We start from the raw sequence: 20231 nt of genomic DNA, 5'->3' as shown, positions 1-20231 counted from the left end.
AGACCCGTACTCCTGTTGTCTCCTCCCGGCGTACGGCGCAAACGGCCCGGGTATCACCAAACGGGCAGAAGACGGAACGTCACCTGCCCTGGGTGAACGAGGAGTTGGGTTGGGATGACGTACTGGTACGAGGGGCCGCTGGCCGGCTTCGACACGGAGACGACGGGCGTGGACGTCGAGACCGACCGGATCGTGTCGGCCGCCGTCGTCGTCCAGGACGCGCCGGGGACCCGGCCCCGGGTCACCCGCTGGCTGGTGAACCCGGGAGTGCCGGTGCCCGAGGAGGCCACGGCGGTGCACGGGCTTACGGAGGAGCACCTGCAGCTCAACGGCCGCTGGCCGGCGCCGGTGATGTACGAGATAGCCGAGCAGCTGGCGGAGCACGCGGCGATGGGCCGCCCGCTGGTGGTGATGAACGCGCCCTTCGATCTCACGTTGCTGGACCGGGAGTTGCGCCGGCACCGGGCGTCGTCCCTGGACCGCTGGTTCGAGTCGACGCCGCTCAGGGTGCTGGACCCGAGGGTGCTGGACAAGCACCTGGACCGCTACCGCAAGGGCCGCCGCACGCTGACCGACCTGTGCGCGCACTACGGCGTGACACTGCAGGGCGCGCACGACGCGGCGGCGGACGCACTGGCCGCGCTGGACGTCGTACGGGCCCTGGGCCGCCGTTTCGCGACCCGTCTCGAGCGTCTGACCCCCGACGAGCTGCACACGCTCCAGGCCAACTGGCACGCGGCACAGGCCCGCGGGCTGCAGGCGTGGTTCGCGCGCAGCGGCTCGGAGGAGATCGTCAGCACGGACTGGCCGCTCAGGCCGGAGCTGCCGGCCGCGGCTTAGGCTCTTGGGTCACCGCGCGGGCACCGCCCCCTGTTCGGCGGTCACCAGGAGCCGCCTCCGCCGCCGCCCGCTCCGCCGCCGACGTCTCCGGAGGAGCCTCCCCTGCCGGAGCCGCCACCGGAGCCACCGCCGCTGGACGACGGCGTCCAAGAGGAGAGCGCGGCGGTGACGACGAGTCCCAGGGCCAGCGCCGGCCCCAGCCGCACGGCGGGCGAGGAGGGCTGCCGGGTGGGTACGGCGGACGTCTCGACGGCGTGCCGCCAGGTGTCGCCCAGGCCGAGGGCGACCGCCCAGGCCGTGTAGTGGCGGACCTGGTCGTCGTCGAGGGGCTGCTCGGCGGGAATCGCCGACGGGTCGGCGAGGTAGCGCCGGAACGCCTCCACCCGCAGCAATTGGGCGCTGCCCTCGGGCGTGCGGCGGTGCAGCTCCCAGGCGCGCCGCGCCAGCGCGAGGCCGGCACCGAAGACGATCGCGCCCGCGATGAGCACCGGTCCCCCCGCCGCAAGGCGACCGCCCCGCTCGTCGGCCAGGATGCCGGCCTGGGCGGGACTCAGGCCCTGCGGGGGTGTGGCGCTCGGCGTGCCCGGGCTCGCGTCGGCGCCCCGCGGTGCGGGCCGGTCGCGGCCGAGGAGGCGCAGCAGCCCGATCGTGGCCAGGGCGGCGGCGAGGGCGAGGGCGGCGGCGAGCAGGGCGTTCAGCAGCGGATGGGTCACGGTGGTGCCGACGGCCTTCCCGCCGGGCGGTGCCGGCAGTGCCGCCGGTCCGCCGGAGACGGCCTGGCCCCGGGTGGCGTAGAGGGTGAGCCCTTCCTTGCCCTTGAGCCGGTCGAGGCGCACGGTGAGCCGGCCGGGGCCGGTCTGCTCGGCCGTGCAGCGCTTCCCGGATCCGTCCGTGCCCTGGACGCAGCGCAGCCCGGTCAGGCCGTACGGCGCCACGGCGTGGATCTCGACGCGGGACCGGTCGACCTGCCAGCCGTGCCGACCGCGTCCCAGGCCAGCCTGCCCTTCTTCACGACGTCCTGCAGCGTGTACTGGACGCGGTAGCGGTGCACGCCGGTGACGGCACGACCGGGGTCGCCGATCTTGATGCGGGTGGCGATCTCCCGGTGGCCGTCGGGTTCGGTGTAGTAATCACCCACCGTGAGTTCCCAGGGGACGCGGTGGCCGTCCATGCTGACGGCGATGTGGGCCTCGTCCTCGTCGAAGGGCAGGTCCGGCAGGTCGCGGTAGATGCCGTGCCGTTCCGTGTGCGGGTATCCGAAGTCGTAGTCGATGACCTCGGTGATCCGGGCGCTGCCGTCGGCGGCGATCCGCGCTCCGACCCACATCGTGGTGACCCGTTCGGTGTTGAAGGTGATCCTGGCCAGCGCCACGACGCCGCCCAGCACCAGTGCGAGCAGGAGGATCCTGATCAGACTGCGGACCCGGAGCCGGCGCACCTGCGCGCCAAGTCTCGGTCTTTACCCGCCCTGTTCCTTGCCCATGACGCCCCCCATGGCATCAAAAGAGCCGGTCCGCTGGGCGGACCGGCTCTTTCCCGGTGGGCGATACTGGGTTCGAACCAGTGACCTCTTCGGTGTGAACGAAGCGCTCTCCCACTGAGCTAATCGCCCGGGAACGCACTGAACAATACAGGTCCCGGCGCCGATCCTTCAAACCGCTTGCAGGTGACGCAGCAGCCCGCGCCGTCCGGACCGCATCATCAGACGGTGGTTGGCGCGGAAGACCGGGCGGCCGGGTACGGCGAGCCGACGCAGCAGCGGCTTGTGCACGTCCACTTCCTGTTCGTAGCGGGCCAGGGTTCCTGAGGCTTCGGCGGTGACCGTCCAGCGCGCCCAGCCCTCGATGTCGCCGGACAGGGTGACCTCCAGCACACCGGCGTCGGGGTCGCGGCGGATCCGCCGTGCGGTGAAGGTCATGTCGTACGGCAGGACGGACCGGACGGTGATCACCCCCGTGTCGCCGTCGAGCCTCGTCACCGAGCGGACCTGCGGCCACCAGCTCGGATAGTCCTCGGGCCGCTCCAGCAGCGCGTACACGACGGCGGGCGGGGCGGGCAGGGACCACAGGCTGCGGAAGCGGTAGTGGTTCCAGTCCATGGGGTCCATGGGTGGAGTCTGCCCGTGCGGGACCGCCGATCTGAGTACGCGTACTCATGCGCCGCGCCGTGCGCCGGACCACACTCGGTGGGCGAGCGCCGCCGCCCGTGCGACGGCGCTCCCCCAGCTCCGGGCTAGGCCGAGCGTGCGTGCCAGGCGTCGCCGGGCAGGCGGGAATGTGGCGACAGGGCCTCTAGGGCATCCTGTCGCCGAGCAACGCCAGGTTCTCGATGGCCGCGAGGCCGTAGAGCGCGGTGTCGTTGCTGGACACCCAGCTCGCCTCGCTGCCCTCGACCAGGGTGACGGGGCCGGTCAGCCTCCCGGTCTTCCACGGCGAGGACTCGGTGTAGCCGTCGGAGCCGTAGAACTTGGTCCAGGCACGCTTGGCGAGGGTGGCGTCACCGGTCTGTACGGCGGCGTAGGCGTCGAGGCGCGAGTGCCCCTGGAAGAGCAGCAGGCTGCCGAAGTCGGAGCCGTAACGGGCCTTCTGCTCGGCCTTGGTGGCGTTGAAGTAGCGGCAGTAGTCCAGGTAGACCTCCTTGAACTTCGGCATGTCGACGAGGTGGATCAGCTCGGCGCACAGCTCGCCCAGGCCGAAGACGGCCGAGAGGTGGGACACGGACACCACCGGCTGGTCGGCGACGGCGAACTTGCCGGTGTCGAGGTCGTACAGCCCGCTGCCCTGGACGAAGCCGTTGGGCTGGGCGGCGATGCCCTCCATCGTGGACAGCACGCGCGCCTTGGCCTTCTCCCACTTGGGCCCCTTGCGTTCCCACTCCGTGAGCCAGGCCGAGACCAGGCCGCTCCAGTCCGTGCCGAAGCCGATCGACACGGCGTGCCGGTCGGGGGTGTAGGGGTCGGTGCGGACCTTGCGCTGGGGGTCGAGGACGAGGAAGGTCTCGTCGGAGTCGACGTTGGCGTGCATGAGGTCGCCCACGCGTTCGTCGGCGGTGAGGAAGTAGTAGAAGCGCCGGTAGGTGGTGTTGGCTATGCGCTGCTGTTTGGCGCTGTCGCCGAAGTGCTGGACGCCGTGCCGGGTGCCGAGGCCGGCCCACTTGCCGAGGTGGTAGACGTCGACCTCCCCGGTGTGCCGGGTGAGCGCCTCGGCGAAGCGGAAGAGGTCGGAGCGGCCGCTCCTGAGGTACGCGTACCAGAGCCACAGGTCGGGCGAGAGTTCGGAGTTGTCCCAGGCGTAGCCGCCGACGTCGTACCGCCACTGGTGGCGCACGGTGTCGTAGGTGTGCATGAAGTCGCCGTAGTCCCAGAAGCCGTACCAACGGCGTTGCTCCACCTGGTCCTTGTAGTAGGTGAAGAGGAAGTCGAGGTGGTCCTCGATCTTCGCCTTGGCCGGGGTGGAGCGGTCCGGCTCGGAGAACAGGCCGGGGCCGAAGACCTTGGCCTTGATCAGCTGCTTGGGCGGGGCCGCGAGCTGCGGCAGCACGCGTACCGCCTGGACCTGTCGGGCCAGGGTGTCGGCGTCGGGGGTGGAGTCGTTGGCCCAGAAGAGGAGTTCGGAGGTGCGGGCGATGCCGTACGGGGTGCCGAACTCGGGCTCGTAGTCCTCGTAGGTGATGTTGAGGCCTTCGAGCTGCTTGGCGTAGGTGTCCTGGCCCATGCCGTCGTGGTAGAAGCGCAGGTCCATCGGCTGGGCCTCGGGCGACCAGAGCCAGAGGGTGACGGTGGCCTCGTCGGTGTGGGCGTCGCGGATGTCGAGCTGGGCGGGGAACTTCTCCCAGAAGTCGCGCAGCCCGAAGGAGAGTCCGCCGCTCGCGCCGCCGACGTACCCGAAACCGGAGGCGCGCTTGCCGCCGCCGGCGGCGATCCAGCCGTACCCCTTCTTGGTCCGCTTCTTGACGGTGAAGCCGTCGGCGGAGAGCTGGGAGAGGGTGTAGTCGCCCCAGCGCGGGATGTACTGCAGGCGGCTGGTGACCCGCTGGTCCCAGGTGGACGGGTCGGGCAGCTTCCTGCCCTCGAACTGGGCCGCCTGCACGGCGGCGCCCGGGTCGCGGCGCAGCCCGGTGATGCCCTGCACCGCCTCGCGCAGCAGACCGGTGCCCTCGCCGCCGATGCGGATGTGCCGGTCGTACGCCGCGTCGCGCATCGGCACGGTGAAGCGGACGCCGAGCCCACGGACGAAATCGCCGCTGTTTTCGCCGGGCTCTTGCCTCCCGTCGTAGGTGATGGTGTGCACCATCCGGAAGGAGTCGGCGCCGGCGTAGAAGTACAGGCGGATGGAGAAGGGCAGCCAAGTGCGGTCGCCCTTGCGGTGCTTGCCGTCGACGCGGACGACCGCGCGGACCGGGCCGTCCTGTTCGACGGTCACCTCGTCGATGGCGCCGTCGAACCGCTCGGTCTTCACCGTGCCCTGGTCCTCGTCCTCGATCTCGGGCTGCCGGACGAGGACGAGCCTGCCGTTCCTCGCGATCTCGGTCGAACCACGGGTGACGGACTTGATCAGCGTGGCGCCGTCCTTGCCGATCCTCGCGGTGATGACCCCGGTGGAGACGTCGACGGTGCCGCCGCCCTGGTCGACGGTGACCTTCTTGTCGGGTGCGGCGGGCGTCCCAACGGTCAACGTCAGCTTTCCGCTGCCCGAACTCACCGCGTGGGCGGTCCACTTGAGGGAGCCGTCGGGCCAGTAGGCGAGCGGCCAGGTCTGTACGGGGACGCCCTTGCCGTCGGCGTCCGTGAACGCGAAGGTCTGGTCGTCCTGGTGGGCGCCCATGGGCCAGGGCACGCCGACCGTGGAGCCGGGCGCGGCGCCGAGGCCGCCGTCCTCCAGCCAGTCCAGGGTGACGGGGTCGGCGTCGCCGGCCGCGGCGGCGGGCACGGCCTGCGCGTCCTGTGCCCCGAGCGCCCAGCTGAACTGGGTGGCGGCGCCGACCGCGGCGGCCGCCTTGAGGAGGGATCTGCGGGGGATGGGAGACATGGCCTTCCTTCCAGGGTGATCCAGAGGATGGTTGGTCAGGGGCATGACAGAGAGAGCGGGGCGCTCGGGGCGCCGATCTCGACCGCGGGCACTCCTGGCTCAGCGGCGCCGGTACCGCTCCTCCACGGCGAGGGCAGCCGCCGCGACGGCCCCGAGCACCGGGACCGCCAGTGGGGCGATGAGCAGGGCGGAACAGACGACGAGGACCGCTCCGCCGACCAGCAGGAATGATCCGGCGGGGTCGCGTACGGTACGGCGCCCGGCCGCGGCGAGCAGCACTCGCCAGCGCTCCCCCGGTGTCCAGACGGCCGCCGCGCGCAGTCCGGCCACGGCGAGCCCGATCAGCGCGAACAGCCCCGCGGCCCCCGCCGCCGGCCCGCCGGGCAGCCCGGCGTGTACGGCCTGTACGTCCACCCAGCCCAGCGCCGCGAGGATCCAGCCGGCGAGCCCCACCGCCCAGCCTCCGCGCAGGGCGGCCCGGAAGTCGGCGGCGAACTCCCGCCAACCGCCGCCCTGGTGGCCGGTGCGGCGGCACAGATGCCGGGCGCCGGCGGCGAAGGCGGCCGGGTAGGTGACGACTCCGAGGGAGGCCACCGCGATCCACACGCCGGTGAGCAGGCACTCGGCGAAGACGGCGAACCTCTCGGCGAACACGGACTCCTTGCGTGCCTTCACACGTGCTTCGGCCATGCCGGTCGCCTCAGCCCTTCAGTCCGGAGGTCGCCATCCCGTCGATGAGGTATCGCTGGAAGGCGAGGAAGAACAGCAGCACGGGCAGCAGCGCGACCAGGGACATGGCGATCATGCCTCCGTAGTTGGCGGCCACGCCGTCGGAGTCGCGGAACATCATCAGGCCCAGGGAGACCGTGTATTTGCCGGGCTCGTTGAGGTAGATCAGCGGGCCCATGAAGTCGTTCCAGGCGTTGATGAAGGTGAAGATCGCGCTGGTGATCAGCGCGGGCCGGCACAGCGGCAGCACGATCGACCAGTAGATCCGCAGATGCCCGCAGCCGTCGAGCCGGGCGGCCTCGTCCAGCTCGCGGGGCAGGTTCCGCATGAACTGCACCATGAGGAAGACGAAGAACGCCTCGGTGGCGAGGTACTTGCCGATCAGCAGCGGGGCGTAGGTGTTGATCCAGCCGAGCTTCTGGAACATCACGTACTGGGGGATCAGCAGCACGTGGTACGGCAGCAGCAGCGTGCCGATCATCAGCGAGAAGAGCAGATTGCGCCCGGCGAACCCGATCCGGGCGAACGCGTACGCGGTCAGCGAGCAGGAGATGAGCACGCCGACGACGGCACCGAGGGCGTAGAAGAGGGAGTTCTGGAAGAAGGTCCAGATTCGGACGTCAGCTATGCCGTCGGCGAGGCCCTTGAAATTGGACAGGACCGGGTGGGACGGGAGCAGCGTGAGGCTGTTGACGATGTCCTTGCTCGGCTTGAACGAGGCACCGATCACCCAGACGACCGGGTAGAGGATGACGGCCAGGATCGCCAGGGCGCCGAGGTGCCAGACGAGCGAGCCGGTGCGCTTTCGGGGGAGTCCCCCGCCGAGGGGTTTGGGGGTGGTCGCGTTCATCGGGCGTCCTCCTCGTAGTGCACCCACCTCTTCTGGGACCAGAAGAGGACGGCCGTCACGAGGGCCACGGCGAGCAGCAGCATCCAGGCCATGGCGGCGGCGAAGCCCATCTGGGCGTTCTTGAAGCCCTGCTGGTACAGGTAGCAGGTGTAGACGAGCGTGGCGTCGGCCGGGCCGCAGGAGGTGTTGGAGACGACATAGGCCGAGCCGAAGATCTGGAAGGAGTGGATGGTCTCCAGTAGGACGTTGAAGAACAGCACCGGGGAGATCATGGGCAGGGTGATGTTCCAGAACTTCCGGAACGGACCCGCGCCGTCCATCTCGGCGGCCTCGTACAGCTCCTTCGGCACCTGCTTCAGGCCCGCCAGGAAGATGACCATGGGCGCGCCGAACTGCCACACCGTCAGCGCGACCAGGCAGTACAGCACCCAGTCGGCGTTGCCGACCCAGCCTCCGACGTGCCGGCCGAAGAACGTCTGCGTACGGTCCACGATCGCGCCGTCGGAGAACAGCGACCGCCAGACGAACCCGACCGAGACGCTCGCGCCGATCAGCGAGGGGGCGTAGAAGGCGGCCCGGTAGAAGGCCTGGCCACGGCGGCTCTGCGCGAGCAGCAGGGCGACCCCGAGAGCGAGCAGCAGCTTCAGCGGGGTCCCGATGATCACGTACTTCGCCGTCACCTCCACCGACTTCTGCCAGCGGGGGTCGTCGAACATCTTGGTGAAGTTGTCGAACCCGACCCACTTCGGCGTGTTGAAGAGGTTGTAGTCGGTGAACGCGAAGTACAGCGAGGCGACCATGGGGCCCGCGGTCAGCAGCAGGAAGCCCGCGATCCACGGAGACATGAAGAGGTAGCCGGCGAGGTTCTCGCGCCGGCGGCCCGGCCGCCCCGAGGTGTCGGTGGCGGCCGGGCGTGCCTTGCGGGTCGCGGGCACGGAGTCCTTGACGAGCGTCACGGCACGTCCCATCAGGCCTGGAAGGCGGCCTCGGACTCGGTGAAGAACTGCTTCACCGCGTCCGCGACCCTGGTCTTGCCCTGTCCGAGGTCACCGCCGATGCGCAGGAAGGCGGCCTCGACGGTGTCGGCACCGGAGGGGTGCGGGGTGATCGTGCCGAGGACGCCCGCCTTGGCGGTGTCGACCTCGTACTGCGCGATCTCCTTGTTCACCGCATCGGTCGGCTGGTACGCGTCGTACTGCTCGGTGCCGGCGAGGATGCCCCGGTCGTAGCCCATGATCTTGCCCACCTCGGGATCGTGGACCATGAAGTCGATGAACTGGGCGACCTCCCTGGGGTGGGAGGTGCGGGCGGAGGCGCTGAGCATCAGCGAGGCGAGGTACTGCCCGGTGTGCTTGCCGTCGGTGGTGGGGATCGGCGCGAGGCCGTAGGTGCTGTCGCCCTCCGCCGAGTAGCGGACGGTGAAGTTGTCCCAGGTGAACTCCGAGGCGCCGTGACCAGCGGAGAGGGAGGACTTGGGCATGTCCTGCTGGACGACCTTCGGGTCGGTGACGATGCCCGCCTTGACGCGGTTGTAGCCGTCGGTCCACCACTCCGTCAGATCGGCCTTGTCGAAGCCGAGTCCGTCCTTGGTGAAGAACGCCTTGCCGTTCTGGCGGAGGTAGAGGTCGTACAGGTACATGATGGTGAAGTAGCCGGTGTCCCCGGGGACCTTCGTCCTGTCGTGGATGGTCTTCAGGGCCTTGAAGTAGTCGTCCCAGGTCCATCCCGGGTGCGGCTCGACGCCGGCCTTCTGGAACACCTTCTCGTCGACGACGAGCGCCATGGTGTTGGAGCCGACGGGAATTCCGAGCTGCTTTCCGTCGACCTCGCCGACCTTCGTCACACCTTCCCGGAAGTGATTCAGGGTCAGATTACCTGCCTGGACCTGTGATTCGAGGTCGAGGAGAATTCCTCGCTTGTCGTATTTCCGGAGAAAGGTGACGGCATTTTGGAAAACGTCCGGGGGATTTCCGCCGGCGGCCTGGGTCTGGAACTTCTCCCAGAAGGACGCGTACGTCTGGAAGTCGGTCTTGACCTTGATCTTCGGGTACTTCTTCTCGAAGAGCGCGATGGTCTGGTTGATCTTCTTGGCCCGCTCCTCAGCACCCCACCAGGAGTAACGGATCGTCACCGTCCCGCCCCCGGAACCGCTTCCACCTCCGCACCCGGTCGTCGCGGCCAGCCCGAGCGCGGCCGCCGAGGCCCCGGCCGCCTTCAGGACCGTACGCCTCTCAAGATTCCTGCTGGTTCCCATGGTGGGGTCCTCCCCGCAGCGTCGTCTCCGCCGTCATGAAAGCTGTCATGAGCGCGATCATGAACGGTCATGAATCGTTTCAAGTAAGCGCTTGCTGGCACAAGTTACGGAGGGGTCCGGGGTGCGTCAATGATTCGGACAGGATTTTCTTGCGGGCGACGCGGGCCCGGAGCCGGTCTGTCGGCCGTTCCCGCAGGTGAGCGACGTGTGGCCGACAGACCGAACGGAGGGTTCGAGCGGGCGGGATTCAGCTGGGCAGGGCGGCGAGCCAGTCGATCAGGATCCGGTTCGTCTCCTCCGGGCGCTCCTGCTGGACGAAGTCCGCAGCCGTCGAGGACGTGGGAGCCGAGCAGGCCGGGCAGGGTCCTCGGGTACGCCTCGACCGCGCCGGCCAGCCAGGCGAGCGAGGCGTCCAGGGCGCCGCCGAGGAACAGCGAGGGCTGCCTGATCGGGGCGCCCTCGTGCTCGGCCAGGTCCACCCAGACCCGGTCCATGTTCCGGTAACGGTTCAACGCCCGGGTCATCCCGGTCCGCTCGAACTCCCCGGCCAGGAAGTCGAGGTCGTCCTCGCCCAGCCAGGCCGGCAGCGGGCCGACGGGGAAGCGTTCGCGCAGGGTGCCGCCGCGGCCGACGAAGTGCGGGTCGGGGGCGCCCGGCGGGGGCATCGTGCCGGCGGACAGGGCGGCGTGGAAGCCCGCGAGCCAGCCGCGCACGTCCGGCTCGATCTCCGCCTCGGCCCGGCCCGGCTCCAGGAAGTACTCCACGCAGAACTCCTCGTTCCCGCCACGGAACCTCGCAGGTGGCGGGCGCGGGTGCAGGCGTCCCTGCCGGCAGCGCGCCGACGCGCAGGGGGTGGGACCGCGACCAGGGATGCGGGCCCGGCGACTCGGGCACCGGCCGACACGAGCCTGGCCGATCGCCGACCTCGACGGAGGCCTTGGAACCACTGGTCGCGCCTAGTCGGAGCAGGCAACGTCAGGTTGGTGCTCACACCTGGTAGTCGGCACGCGAGGCGCGAACACCGCCACTCGCCACCGCAGCCCGCACAGCAGACCCGGAACCGGAGCCCGCACCCGGAGTCGTCGCACAAGGCCCAAACACCGCTGGACGCCACCAAGGCCCACGCGCGCGACCAGGAACCGAAGCCCGCGCCCGGAGTCGGCCCGCGGGGCTCCCCCAGCCTGGTTCGCACGCGCATACGCCGACGGCCCACCTGCTCTTTCGCAGGTGGGCCGTCGGTCCGGGTGGGCGATACTGGGTTCGAACCAGTGACCTCTTCGGTGTGAACGAAGCGCTCTCCCACTGAGCTAATCGCCCGGACGCAGGAAGTACATTACCCCATGTCAGGGGGTGCTTCCGACCACGCCCAGGGCGGCAGACGACCAGGCTGTGGAGCCGGGTCACTGATTCTTGATCTTCCACGGCATGACGAGGCCGAACTTCCACACGTAGATCCCGACCAGCACGGCCACGATCGCCAGCCCGATCACGGTCAGCGTGATGTTGCGGCGCCGCACCTTGGGATCCAGGGCCCGCTGGGCGGCCTCGGTGACCTTGCGCTTGGTCCAGCGGAGCACGAGCTGGGCCCAGACGAACTCGGTCGCCCAGATCGCCATGCCGCCGAAGATCACCACCCAGCCGGGTCCCGGCAGCGGCAGCATGACGACGCCGGCGCCGACGACCGTGAGGCCGACCGCGAAGACACCGACCTGCCAGCTCAGGTGCAGCAGCCGGCGGGCCTTGATGAATTCCGGCGCCCGGGAGCCGAGTCCGTCACCCGTCTCGTGCCCGGTCTGTCCGGCTTCCTGCCGGTCCGCCCTCGCCTTGTCCGCCGCCACGATGACCTCGCCCGGCTCGTCACTCCCCGTATTCATACAGACAAACCCTACCGGAGTGAATCCAGTCACCGGAATGGTCGTAGATCTCGTACGAGTTCTCGGCCGAAGGAGTTACGTAAACACACGCAAAACCCTCAGAGGGGTTTACAACGGCATCGTAGGTGGCATGTCGATTTCGCCGACGTGCGAATCCCCGAGCGCACACTGAGCGAAAGGCCCTGGCGCTTATGAACACCACGGTCAGCTGCGAGCTGCACCTGCGCCTCGTTGTGTCGAGCGAGTCCTCCCTGCCTGTCCCCGCAGGCCTGCGGTACGACACGGCCGACCCCTACGCCGTGCACGCCACCTTCCACACCGGAGCCGAGGAGACCGTCGAGTGGGTGTTCGCCCGCGACCTCCTCGCCGAGGGGCTCCACCGCCCCACCGGAACCGGCGACGTCCGTGTCTGGCCGTCGCGCAGCCATGGTCAGGGGGTCGTGTGCATCGCCCTCAGCTCCCCGGAGGGGGAGGCCCTGCTCGAGGCCCCGGCGCGGGCCCTGGAGTCCTTCCTGAAGCGAACCGACGCCGCCGTGCCGCCCGGCACGGAGCATCGTCACTTCGATCTGGATCAGGAGCTCTCGCACATCCTGGCGGAGAGCTAGGTCGCGGCCTTCGAAAGCAGCCCGGCGCCGTCCACTCGGGGAGACGGCTCGGGCCAAGACAACCGCATACGGCACAGCCCGGCGCCGTCACCGTGACTGATTTACGCGGGACGGCGCCGGTCTGTGCGCCGGATCCCGCCACGGACGTCAGGTGTGCAAGGTGCCGCGGGCGGGAACCCGCTCGGGCGCGGAGGCGTTCCACCGGCAATCGAGGTCGGGCGGAGGCCGGTGCGGTGGGCGGCGTTGTCGCTACCATCGGCCAGCATCGGCGGGCGTCCGCCCGACCCTCAGGCCAGGGAGCGAAACGTGCTGATCACCCACGACACCCGGTGCGCCCTCGACACCGTGGTGGATCTGGTGAACACCGCGCCGGAGGACGACGCGGCGGCCGACGGACTGCCCGATGTCCCGGCTCTCGCGGATTTCGTACGAAACCACGAGATCAGCGATGTCGGTGTGCTGTCGGAGTTCGACCTCTCGGCGGTGCGCAGGGTCCGGGGGCGCTTCGCGGCGATCTTCGGTGCGCCCGACGCCCGCTCCGCCGCCGGGCTGATCAACGAGCTGGTCGCCGCGGCGGGCACCACCCCGCGCCTGACGGACCACGACGGCTACGACTGGCATGTGCACTACTTCGCGCCCGGCGCCTCCGTGGCCGACCATCTGGCCGCCGACTGCGGGATGGCGCTCGCCTTCTTCGTGGTGGCCGGGGAGCGGGAGCGACTGCGGCGCTGCGAGGCACCGGACTGCCGGCGCGCCTTCGTCGACCTCTCCCGCAACCGCTCGCGCCGCTACTGCGACAGCCGCACCTGCGGGAACCGACTGCATGTGGCCGCGTACCGGGCCCGCCGTAAGGAAGCGACGGGCTGACCTCGCCCGCAGCCCGGCCGACGGCACGCCTGGCGCAGGGCAGACCTGCCGGCACCGAGCCGATTTCGGCTCCGGACGTGAGGCCGGGGCGACGTCGGTCCCGGCGGGTGGCGCCGGGACGGACGTGTACGGCTCACAGCAACAGCAGGTCGTGCAGCGCAGCCATGAGGAGCAGACACCCGATCACCGCAAGGAAGATCATCAGCGGTGGCTGGGATAGGGCGAAGAGGCACCCGCGCGGCTCGTCCTTCGGCGGCGCGGCCTCGCTCTGTCTCGTGTCCAGCATCTCGCCGCAGATCATGGCGCAGGAGAAGCCCCGAACGCGATCAACGTACACGTGAATGCGGGAGTTGCCGCATATCGCGCCGTCCCGTCCGACTTGCTTCCGGTTGTGAACGGTTCCGGACGCCCGCGCGACCCTCTGTGTCGTTTCAGTCCGCGGGCATCAGTCTGAGAGCGCCGACGGGGTCGTCACGCCGCCCTCGGCATGCGGCCGCTCATATGCCGTGCTTCTTGAGGATGGCCTCGATGTCGCTGAAGTCGTCGTTGGAGCCCGTGGCGCCCGTGGCGCGCGGGGTGGTGGCGGAGCCGGTCGCGGGCCGGGTGGCCGGGCCCAAAGAAGGTGCGGAGGCGCCGGGGGCCACGGCCGCGGAGCGGTCGCCGCGGGCCGCCTTGCGTTCGGCACGGGTGCCGCCGCGCCGGCGTTCGACCGCCCGGGTGCCCGCGAACAGGAGCCAGGCCGCGCCCAGCACCCCGAAGCCCGCCCAGGCGGTGGGGCTGAAGGCGGTGTCCGCGAGCCAGCCGACGACCCCGGTCATGACCAGGCCGACCGGCACCAGCGCATAGGCCGCGATGCGGGTCGCCGCGAGGAAACGCTTGCGGTAGGCCGTGACCACCGCGATGCCCAGGCCCGCCGCGGACACGGCGGAGCAGACGGTCTCGGCAATCATCCGGTCCTCCTGGCGGGCTAGGTCGGGTGGGCGACGCTCGGCGGACGTGGGACACGGCATGGCGCCCCGCCTCCGTCCCCTCCATCCTGCACCGCCCGGTCCTCGCGATGCCATGCCCCCGGCGGACATCAGGGACATCTCCGGGTCGTCTCCTACTGGAGTGCCGGTGCGGTGCTGTACGGCCGTAGCGTCCCGATTGGGTCGCCCGCGTCCGGCCTGGGAGACTGGTCGGCATGAGCGACTCCTCCCCCGCACGCACCGATGTCCTGGTCCTCGACGTCTGGTGCGAACTGCAGTGCCCCGACTGCCGCACCGCCCTGGACGACGTCCGCGCCCTGCGCGCCCGCTACGGCGACCGGCTGGAACTGCGGCTGCGGCACTTCCCGCTGGAGAAGCACAAGCACTCCTTCGCCGCCGCGCAGGCCGCCGAGGAGGCGCTGGAGCAGGGCCGGGGCTGGGAGTACGTGGAGGCCGTGCTGGCACGCGTCGAGGAACTGGACCGCAAGGGCGAACCCTTCCTGGTCGAGGTGGCCCGTGAACTCGGCATGGACGCCGAGGAGTTCGACACCGCGCTGATCGACGGCCGGCACATCCTGATCGTGGACGCCGACCAGGCCGAGGGCAAGGCGATCGGGGTGACCGGCACCCCGACGTACGTCATCGGCGGCGAACGCCTCGACGGCGGCAAGAGCCAGGAGGGGCTGCGCACGCGCATCGAGGAGATCACGGACCGGCTGCTGGGCGGCCAGGAGGACTGAGCCGCACGACAGGATCCCGGCGGCACCTACACCAGGGGCTTGGAGAGGGAGCGGGACGTCGTCTCGTAGCCGAGTGACTCGTACAGCCGCTCGGCCGGGGTGTTGCCCGCGAACACATTGAGGCCGAGAACCGGCCGGCCGGCCTCCATCGCCTGGCGCTCGGCCAGCAGCATGAGCGTACGGCCGTGCCCGCGGCCGCGGTGGGCCGGGTCGGCCTCGACGTCGAACACGAAAGCCTTGGTGTCCTGCAGGGCCAGCCACAGCGTGCCCACCCGGGCCCCCTCGTGCTCCAGGACGCTGAAGATCATGCCGTCGGTGGCCAGACCCCGCGGCAACAGCCTCTCGTGGTCGCTGCGGGCCTTGGCGTGGGCCGTGGCCTCGGGGAGACCGCGTTCGATCCACATACGCGCGTAGTGCTCGCTCTCGTACGCCTGCCACGCGGCGAAATCGGCTTCGGTCATGGGCCGCTCCCGGCTGCCCGGCGGCAGTTCGGGTGGGGTGGTGCCGAGGCGCTTCTCCATGCCGCGGTTGCGCAGCGTGTAGCCGAGGGCGCGGAACAGCCGCGGGGCGATGTCGGCCGAGGCGGGGACCAGGGTCTCGATCTGCGTGCAGCCCCAGGCGCGCGCCACCTCCTCGGCGGCGAGCGCGGCCACCGTGCCCCGGCCGCGCCGCCGGTCGGGCTCGGCGATCCGCAGGTCGATGACGCGGGCCACCGAGTCGCCGAGGGACGGCGAGGTGCCGAGGTGGATCTCGCCGACGGGGCGGCTGTTCACACACACCTGGTAGCGGCGGGATCGAGTGCCGTCGGCGTTGCGCTGGAGCGGCTCGGTCGGCCGCAGGGTCGTGGTCATCACAGGTGTTCTACCCGCGGCCGACCGTCAAGTCAGCCCGTTTTCCGGTGCCGGTGCAGCCGGGTCCGGCGTACCGGGCTCAGGGGTCCAGGTCCTGCCCTGACCGCTCGTCGAAGACCCGCATGGCCTTGGCGGTCACCGGGCCCGGGGTGCCGGGCAGCTCGCGGTCGTCGACCCGGTGGACGGCCTGGATGTCGCGCAGGGTCGAGGTGAGGAAGACCTCGTCGGCACGCTGCAACACGTCCAGCGGCAGATCGGTCTCCTTGGCGCCGGTCCACTCGACGGCCAGCGCGCGGGTGATGCCGGCGAGGCAGCCGGAGGCGACCGGCGGGGTGTGGATCTCGCCGTCCAGGACGACGAAGACGTTCGACCCGGTGCCCTCACAGAGCTGTCCGACCGTGTTGCCGAACAGCGCCTCCGAGGCACCGTGTTCATGGGCGCGGGCGAGGGCGACGACGTTCTCGGCGTACGAGGTGGTCTTCAGGCCGGTGAGGACACCACGCTCGTTACGGGTCCACGGGACGGTGATCACGGCGGTGGTGTCCGGGCGGCGGGTGGTCTCGCCGAGGGCGACCACGAGGGTCGGGCCGTGCTCGCCGCGGTCGGAGCCGAGCGGGCCGTGGCCGCCGGTGTAGGTGATCCGCAGCCGGCCGAGCGGCATCGGGTTGGCCTCAAGGACGGCCGCGCAGGCCTCGCGGACCTCGTCGTGGTCGGGGTCGGGCAGGCCGAGGCCCCGGGCCGAGCGGGTCAGCCGGTCCAGGTGCCGGGTGAGGGCGAACGGCCTGCCGTGGACCGCCTTCACGGTCTCGAAGATGCCGTCGCCGACGGTCAGCCCGTGGTCGAAGACGGAGACATGGGCGGATTCCAGGTCCCGCAGCCCGCCGTCCAGCCAGATCCTCATGACAAAACCCCTCCACTTGCCTCGTACGCCCCCGACGCTACCGCGAGCAGCCGGGACGCCTTCAGCTCGGTCTCCCGCCACTCCCCCTCGGGGTCCGAGCCCCAGGTGACGCCGGCGCCGGTGCCGAAGCGCAGGGCGGCCTCGGCGCGGTCGATCCAGAAGGTGCGGATGCCGACGGCCAGCTCGCCCACGCCCCGGTCGGCGTCGACCCAGCCGACGCCGCCGCAGTAGGGCCCGCGCGGGGCGGTCTCCAGGGCCTCGATGATCCTGAGGGCGCTCGACTTGGGGGCACCGGTCACCGAGCCGGGCGGGAAGGCGGCGGCGAGCAGCTCCGGCCAGCCCGCCCCGTCCCGCAGCTCGCCGCGGACCGTGGAGACCAGGTGGACCAGGCCGGGGTGCTTCTCCACGGCGCACAGATCGGGGACGGTCACGCTGCCGGTGGCGCAGACGCGCCCGATGTCGTTGCGGACGAGGTCCACGATCATCACGTTCTCGGCGTAGTCCTTCTCCAGGAGGTCCGCCTCGGTGCGTCCGGTGCCCTTGATCGGCCCGGACTCCACGACACGCCCGTGGCGGCGCAGGAAAAGCTCGGGCGAGGCGGTGGCGATCTCCACACCGTGTTCCGGGAGCCGGATGGTCCCGGCGTACGGCGCCGGGTTGCCGCGGGCCAGCAGGGCGGTCAGGGCGTCCACGTCGGCTTCCGGGGCGACCGGCGCGCTGAGCACCCGGCAGAGGTTGGCCTGGTAGACCTCGCCGGCCGCGATGTGCTCGCGTATCCGGCGGACAGCGGCCGTGTACCCGGCCCGGTCCAGGGAGGAGGTCCAGTCCCCCACCGCCGGGCCCCGCCAGCCGCCCGGCACCGGGGCGGGCACCGGCTCCTCGCGTACGTCCGCGAAGCGGGCGCAGGTCAGCCGGCCCTCGAAGTCCGCGCAGACGGCCCAGAAGCCCGCGGAGTCCAGGGCGGCAGGATCGCTGGTCACGTCGAGGAGGCCGGTGGCGACGCGGTCGCCGAAGCGGGCCAGGGGAGGGGGGCCGGAAGGGTGGTGAAGCACGTGGTCGAGTCTAGGTCGGGTGTCCGACAGGTGGCCCCGGGATGTCCCGGAGGCGGCTCTGACCACGGGGTCCGTCGGGGTCAGCGCAGCACGCTGCGCAAACGCGTTTTTGTACTGGCCCGGGAATCCGCTAGAGTTCAACACGTCGCCGGGACGCGCAAGCGGATCGAAACGACAAGCGGACGTAGCTCAGTTGGTAGAGCGCAACCTTGCCAAGGTTGAGGTCGCGAGTTCGAGCCTCGTCGTCCGCTCGAAGGAAGAAGGGGTCATCCCGATCCCCTACACTCCTGGTGGAGTGGCCGAGAGGCGAGGCAACGGCCTGCAAAGCCGTCTACACGGGTTCAAATCCCGTCTCCACCTCCAAGGACGATTAGCTCAGCGGGAGAGCGCTTCCCTGACACGGAAGAGGTCACTGGTTCAATCCCAGTATCGTCCACTGGATCTTCTCGCAGGATCCACGGGTCTTCTCGAAGATCCCGCCCCGCGCGATTAGCTCAGCGGGAGAGCGCTTCCCTGACACGGAAGAGGTCACTGGTTCAATCCCAGTATCGCGCACTGTCCGTGACCCTCGGGTCACCGGCTGCGGACGATTAGCTCAGCGGGAGAGCGCTTCCCTGACACGGAAGAGGTCACTGGTTCAATCCCAGTATCGTCCACACACCAGGAAGCCCCCGGTCTCGTGACCGGGGGCTTCTCCGTGCGCTCAGCTGGAGAAGAGCATGTGCGCCCAGCTCTTTTGGTGACCGTGATGCCCACCGTGGTGACCGCCGTGGTGACCACCGTGCGGGGCGCCCCAGGCGGGCGCGGGCGCCGCCGGGTACGCCTGCGGGGCGGGCGGGACGGGCTTGGACCACTGGGCCTCCAGCTGGGTCAGCGCCTCCAGCTCGCCGTAGTCGAGGAAGATGCCGCGGCAGCCGCTGCACTGCTCGATCTGGACGCCGTTGCGGTTGTAGGTGTGCATCGGCGCGTGGCACTTCGGACAATGCATGGTCGGCTCAACTCCTCGCCGGTCGGTCCTGCTTCGTGCTTCCCCAGGACAGACTCCGTGCAGCCCTGGTCGGTTGCAGCTTAGTCCGTGGCTTCGGGCGCCAACTGGTGTGGAATCGGGGCCATTCGGGCACATGCCTCGACGACCGCCTGTTCCACCTCGTCCAGCGGACGGCCGGCCGCGAGCGCCTTGCTGACGGCGAGGGCGGCCGTCTGCACGGTCAGCGCGCGGCCCGGTACGTCCAGAGCGGCCCAGGGATCGCCGACCGCGGGTACGGCCGGGCCGCCGGCCCGCTGGTACGTGCCGAGGAAACGGGTCCACTCGTCGGGCGGGAGGAGCCCGCAGGCGTACCAGGCGGCCGGACGGGCCAGATCCCAGGCCGGGACGCCGGTTCCCAGGTCGTCGACGTCGATCAGGCGCCAGGGGCCGTCCGGTGCCGGGTGGCGGACGAGCTGGCCGAGATGCAGGTCGCCGTGGCAGAGGGCGGGCGGGCCGGGCATCGGCGCCTCGGCCCGGGCCCAGGCGGGGAGACCGGCCCAGGCGGCGAGGACGGGGCCGGCCGCCGGATGGGGCTCGGCGCGCAGGGCCGAGCGCAGCCGGGCGACGGCGCGGGCGGCCTTGACGGGGCCGCGCATCGGGGGCAGGCCGACGGGCGGAGGCGTGCGGTGCAGACGGGCGAGCAGGGCGCCGGTGGCCTCCCAGGGCGCCGCGTCCCGGTCGTCCGGGTCCACGGGGGTGCCGTACGGCCAGAAGGTCACCAGGCGGTCGGAGAGGGGCGCGGGGGTCGGGGCGAGCGGGGGCAGGAGGACGTCCGGGAGGCGGGCGGCCACGGCGAGGCGCCGGGTCAGCTCCACGCGGTCGGCATCCGGGGCGTGGGCCTTCGCGACGGTGTCGGCGTGCCGTACGACGGCGGCGTCGGGGCGGTCGGCGAGGGGCGTGTCGTCGCAGGCACAGGGGGCGTCGCCGGTGCGGTTCGGGTGAGCGGCGGCTCTGGCCTTTGCGGTGAGCGCGGGTACGAGGGCGGGGCTGTCTGCGGTCAACGGTGCCTCGGGAAGGTGGGCTGCGGACCTGAGCGTACTGGCGCCGGCCGGGAGTGGGTCGCTTGCCCGCGCCGGCGGGGTCCCTCGAAGGCGCCGGCACGTGCAGCTGCCGCCCCGAAAAACGGCGCATGCCGGCGCAGCTCCCCAGCTGCGCCGGCATTTGTGCCGTCCGCCGCACCCCCGTCCCCACGGGGTTTCCTGGATGGATGTCCCCGCCCGGACCGCTCTTCCGGGCCTGGGGTCGCCGCTCAGCGCCCCAGCATCGCACCCACGGACGACGCCTGTGTGGCCACCGTCTCCCAGCCGTCGAAGACGAGCAGGAGCAGGGCCGCCAGGGGAAGGGCCATGAGCGTCGCCACCAGGGGGTGGCGGCGGCCCGTCCGGCGCCGTGCGAACGTCGGGCGTCGCGGTGCCGTGTGGGCCATGGTCCCTCTCCTGACCGTGTCGGTTGTCGTCGGCAGCGGCGGGTGTCTGACCTCGGGGGACGAGTGCTGCACCCGCCGCTTGACCTCAAATCTAGGCGCGGGGCGGCCGGCGGGCGTCATGCCCTCGTATCGATTGCCGGGCCTCCCCGAGGATGAGCCACAACTCGGGACGTACTCCCCTGGGTGGAGACGCGGGTCAGGGTCTCGGGGTCTTCCCGGA

At 70.8% G+C, this 20231-nt stretch carries 21 protein-coding genes, 7 tRNA genes and 1 pseudogene; 9 read left to right on the top strand and 20 right to left on the bottom strand.

Annotated elements, in window-relative coordinates; genetic code table 11:
- Positions 1-114: 114 nt before the first annotated feature.
- Entirely contained in the window at positions 115-840 is a 726-nt protein-coding gene (locus tag AB0M27_RS03530; RefSeq protein WP_365717435.1) for a 3'-5' exonuclease, read from the top strand.
- Positions 841-881: 41 nt separating this feature from the next.
- Here the strand turns inward: AB0M27_RS03530 and AB0M27_RS03525 are convergent, their stop codons facing one another.
- The 12 genes and pseudogenes from AB0M27_RS03525 to AB0M27_RS03470 all read right to left on the bottom strand — a co-directional run bounded on the left by AB0M27_RS03525 (position 882) and on the right by AB0M27_RS03470 (position 11574).
- Positions 882-1775, bottom strand: a complete 894-nt coding sequence (locus tag AB0M27_RS03525) for a hypothetical protein (protein ID WP_365717433.1) — start codon at positions 1773-1775, stop codon at positions 882-884.
- The gene (locus AB0M27_RS03520) at positions 1757-2278 is read right to left on the bottom strand and encodes a DUF2207 domain-containing protein (protein WP_365717431.1); all 522 of its coding nucleotides are present in this window, start codon (positions 2276-2278) and stop codon (positions 1757-1759) included. The genes AB0M27_RS03525 and AB0M27_RS03520 overlap by 19 nt, the downstream gene beginning before the upstream one ends.
- 102 nt (positions 2279-2380) lie before the next feature.
- Positions 2381-2452, bottom strand: a tRNA-Val gene (locus tag AB0M27_RS03515).
- 39 nt (positions 2453-2491) lie between these two features.
- Positions 2492-2938 carry an SRPBCC family protein gene (locus AB0M27_RS03510; protein ID WP_365717537.1) on the bottom strand — a complete coding sequence of 149 codons (447 nt, stop codon included), beginning with the start codon at positions 2936-2938 and terminating at the stop codon, positions 2492-2494.
- A 193-nt stretch (positions 2939-3131) separates the two neighbouring features.
- On the bottom strand, positions 3132-5867 hold the full coding sequence (locus AB0M27_RS03505) for a Tat pathway signal sequence domain protein (protein WP_365717429.1): 2736 nt from the start codon (positions 5865-5867) through the stop codon (positions 3132-3134).
- Between the two features lie 99 nt (positions 5868-5966).
- Entirely contained in the window at positions 5967-6557 is a 591-nt protein-coding gene (locus AB0M27_RS03500) for a hypothetical protein (protein WP_365717427.1), read from the bottom strand.
- Positions 6558-6567: 10 nt separating this feature from the next.
- Entirely contained in the window at positions 6568-7446 is an 879-nt protein-coding gene (locus tag AB0M27_RS03495) for a carbohydrate ABC transporter permease (protein WP_365717425.1), read from the bottom strand.
- Positions 7443-8402, bottom strand: a complete 960-nt coding sequence (locus AB0M27_RS03490) for a sugar ABC transporter permease (protein ID WP_365717423.1) — start codon at positions 8400-8402, stop codon at positions 7443-7445. Before AB0M27_RS03490 ends, AB0M27_RS03495 begins: the two co-directional genes overlap by 4 nt.
- A gap of 11 nt (positions 8403-8413) precedes the next feature.
- On the bottom strand, positions 8414-9700 hold the full coding sequence (locus AB0M27_RS03485; protein ID WP_365717421.1) for an extracellular solute-binding protein: 1287 nt from the start codon (positions 9698-9700) through the stop codon (positions 8414-8416).
- Between the two features lie 247 nt (positions 9701-9947).
- Positions 9948-10476, bottom strand: a pseudogene (locus AB0M27_RS03480) (alpha/beta hydrolase); the annotation flags it as partial.
- A gap of 469 nt (positions 10477-10945) precedes the next feature.
- Positions 10946-11017 (bottom strand) — tRNA-Val (locus tag AB0M27_RS03475).
- Between the two features lie 83 nt (positions 11018-11100).
- A complete protein-coding gene (locus AB0M27_RS03470; RefSeq protein WP_365717419.1) occupies positions 11101-11574 on the bottom strand; it encodes a TIGR02611 family protein in 474 nt (157 codons plus the stop codon).
- A 191-nt stretch (positions 11575-11765) separates the two neighbouring features.
- Here AB0M27_RS03470 and AB0M27_RS03465 point away from each other — a divergent pair, with 191 nt between their 5' ends.
- Positions 11766-12179: an SsgA family sporulation/cell division regulator gene (locus AB0M27_RS03465; protein WP_004002642.1), complete on the top strand. Its 414-nt coding sequence runs from the start codon at positions 11766-11768 to the stop codon at positions 12177-12179.
- A gap of 306 nt (positions 12180-12485) precedes the next feature.
- Positions 12486-13046, top strand: a complete 561-nt coding sequence (locus AB0M27_RS03460) for a CGNR zinc finger domain-containing protein (protein WP_365717417.1) — start codon at positions 12486-12488, stop codon at positions 13044-13046.
- A gap of 133 nt (positions 13047-13179) precedes the next feature.
- On the opposite strand, the gene AB0M27_RS03455 is transcribed toward AB0M27_RS03460, so the two are convergent.
- Positions 13180-13332 (bottom strand): hypothetical protein, encoded by a 153-nt coding sequence (locus AB0M27_RS03455; protein ID WP_165289388.1) that lies wholly within the window; start codon positions 13330-13332, stop codon positions 13180-13182.
- A 211-nt stretch (positions 13333-13543) separates the two neighbouring features.
- Positions 13544-13996 carry a hypothetical protein gene (locus AB0M27_RS03450; RefSeq protein WP_365717415.1) on the bottom strand — a complete coding sequence of 151 codons (453 nt, stop codon included), beginning with the start codon at positions 13994-13996 and terminating at the stop codon, positions 13544-13546.
- Between the two features lie 233 nt (positions 13997-14229).
- Between AB0M27_RS03450 and AB0M27_RS03445 the strand changes: the two genes are divergently transcribed.
- Positions 14230-14754 (top strand): DsbA family protein, encoded by a 525-nt coding sequence (locus AB0M27_RS03445; RefSeq protein ID WP_365717413.1) that lies wholly within the window; start codon positions 14230-14232, stop codon positions 14752-14754.
- Between the two features lie 26 nt (positions 14755-14780).
- Here AB0M27_RS03445 and AB0M27_RS03440 read toward each other — a convergent pair whose 3' ends face one another.
- The 3 genes from AB0M27_RS03440 to AB0M27_RS03430 all read right to left on the bottom strand — a co-directional run bounded on the left by AB0M27_RS03440 (position 14781) and on the right by AB0M27_RS03430 (position 17558).
- Entirely contained in the window at positions 14781-15605 is an 825-nt protein-coding gene (locus AB0M27_RS03440) for a GNAT family N-acetyltransferase (RefSeq protein ID WP_365717411.1), read from the bottom strand.
- A gap of 79 nt (positions 15606-15684) precedes the next feature.
- Positions 15685-16506, bottom strand: coding sequence for an aminodeoxychorismate lyase (locus tag AB0M27_RS03435; protein WP_365717409.1), 822 nt, complete (start codon positions 16504-16506; stop codon positions 15685-15687).
- Entirely contained in the window at positions 16503-17558 is a 1056-nt protein-coding gene (locus AB0M27_RS03430; protein WP_365717407.1) for a chorismate-binding protein, read from the bottom strand. The genes AB0M27_RS03435 and AB0M27_RS03430 overlap by 4 nt, the downstream gene beginning before the upstream one ends.
- A gap of 178 nt (positions 17559-17736) precedes the next feature.
- Here AB0M27_RS03430 and AB0M27_RS03425 point away from each other — a divergent pair.
- The 5 genes from AB0M27_RS03425 to AB0M27_RS03405 all read left to right on the top strand — a co-directional run bounded on the left by AB0M27_RS03425 (position 17737) and on the right by AB0M27_RS03405 (position 18214).
- Positions 17737-17809, top strand: a tRNA-Gly gene (locus AB0M27_RS03425).
- Positions 17810-17847: 38 nt separating this feature from the next.
- Positions 17848-17921, top strand: a tRNA-Cys gene (locus AB0M27_RS03420).
- Between the two features lies 1 nt (position 17922).
- Positions 17923-17994, top strand: a tRNA-Val gene (locus AB0M27_RS03415).
- Positions 17995-18041: 47 nt separating this feature from the next.
- A tRNA-Val gene (locus AB0M27_RS03410) sits at positions 18042-18113 on the top strand.
- A gap of 29 nt (positions 18114-18142) precedes the next feature.
- Positions 18143-18214: transfer RNA gene (locus AB0M27_RS03405), tRNA-Val, on the top strand.
- Between the two features lie 47 nt (positions 18215-18261).
- Here AB0M27_RS03405 and AB0M27_RS03400 read toward each other — a convergent pair.
- The 3 genes from AB0M27_RS03400 to AB0M27_RS03390 form a co-directional block, all read right to left on the bottom strand.
- Positions 18262-18546 carry a zf-TFIIB domain-containing protein gene (locus tag AB0M27_RS03400; protein ID WP_365717405.1) on the bottom strand — a complete coding sequence of 95 codons (285 nt, stop codon included), beginning with the start codon at positions 18544-18546 and terminating at the stop codon, positions 18262-18264.
- Between the two features lie 80 nt (positions 18547-18626).
- Positions 18627-19586 (bottom strand): aminoglycoside phosphotransferase family protein, encoded by a 960-nt coding sequence (locus tag AB0M27_RS03395; protein ID WP_365717403.1) that lies wholly within the window; start codon positions 19584-19586, stop codon positions 18627-18629.
- A gap of 248 nt (positions 19587-19834) precedes the next feature.
- A complete protein-coding gene (locus AB0M27_RS03390) occupies positions 19835-20011 on the bottom strand; it encodes a hypothetical protein (protein ID WP_365717401.1) in 177 nt (58 codons plus the stop codon).
- Between the last annotated feature and the right edge of the window lie 220 nt (positions 20012-20231).

Origin of the sequence: Streptomyces sp. NPDC052107 (assembly GCF_040680215.1) — a bacterium.
Taxonomy (GTDB): Bacteria; Actinomycetota; Actinomycetes; order Streptomycetales; family Streptomycetaceae; genus Streptomyces.
This window is presented reverse-complemented; position numbering and strand designations above follow the sequence as displayed.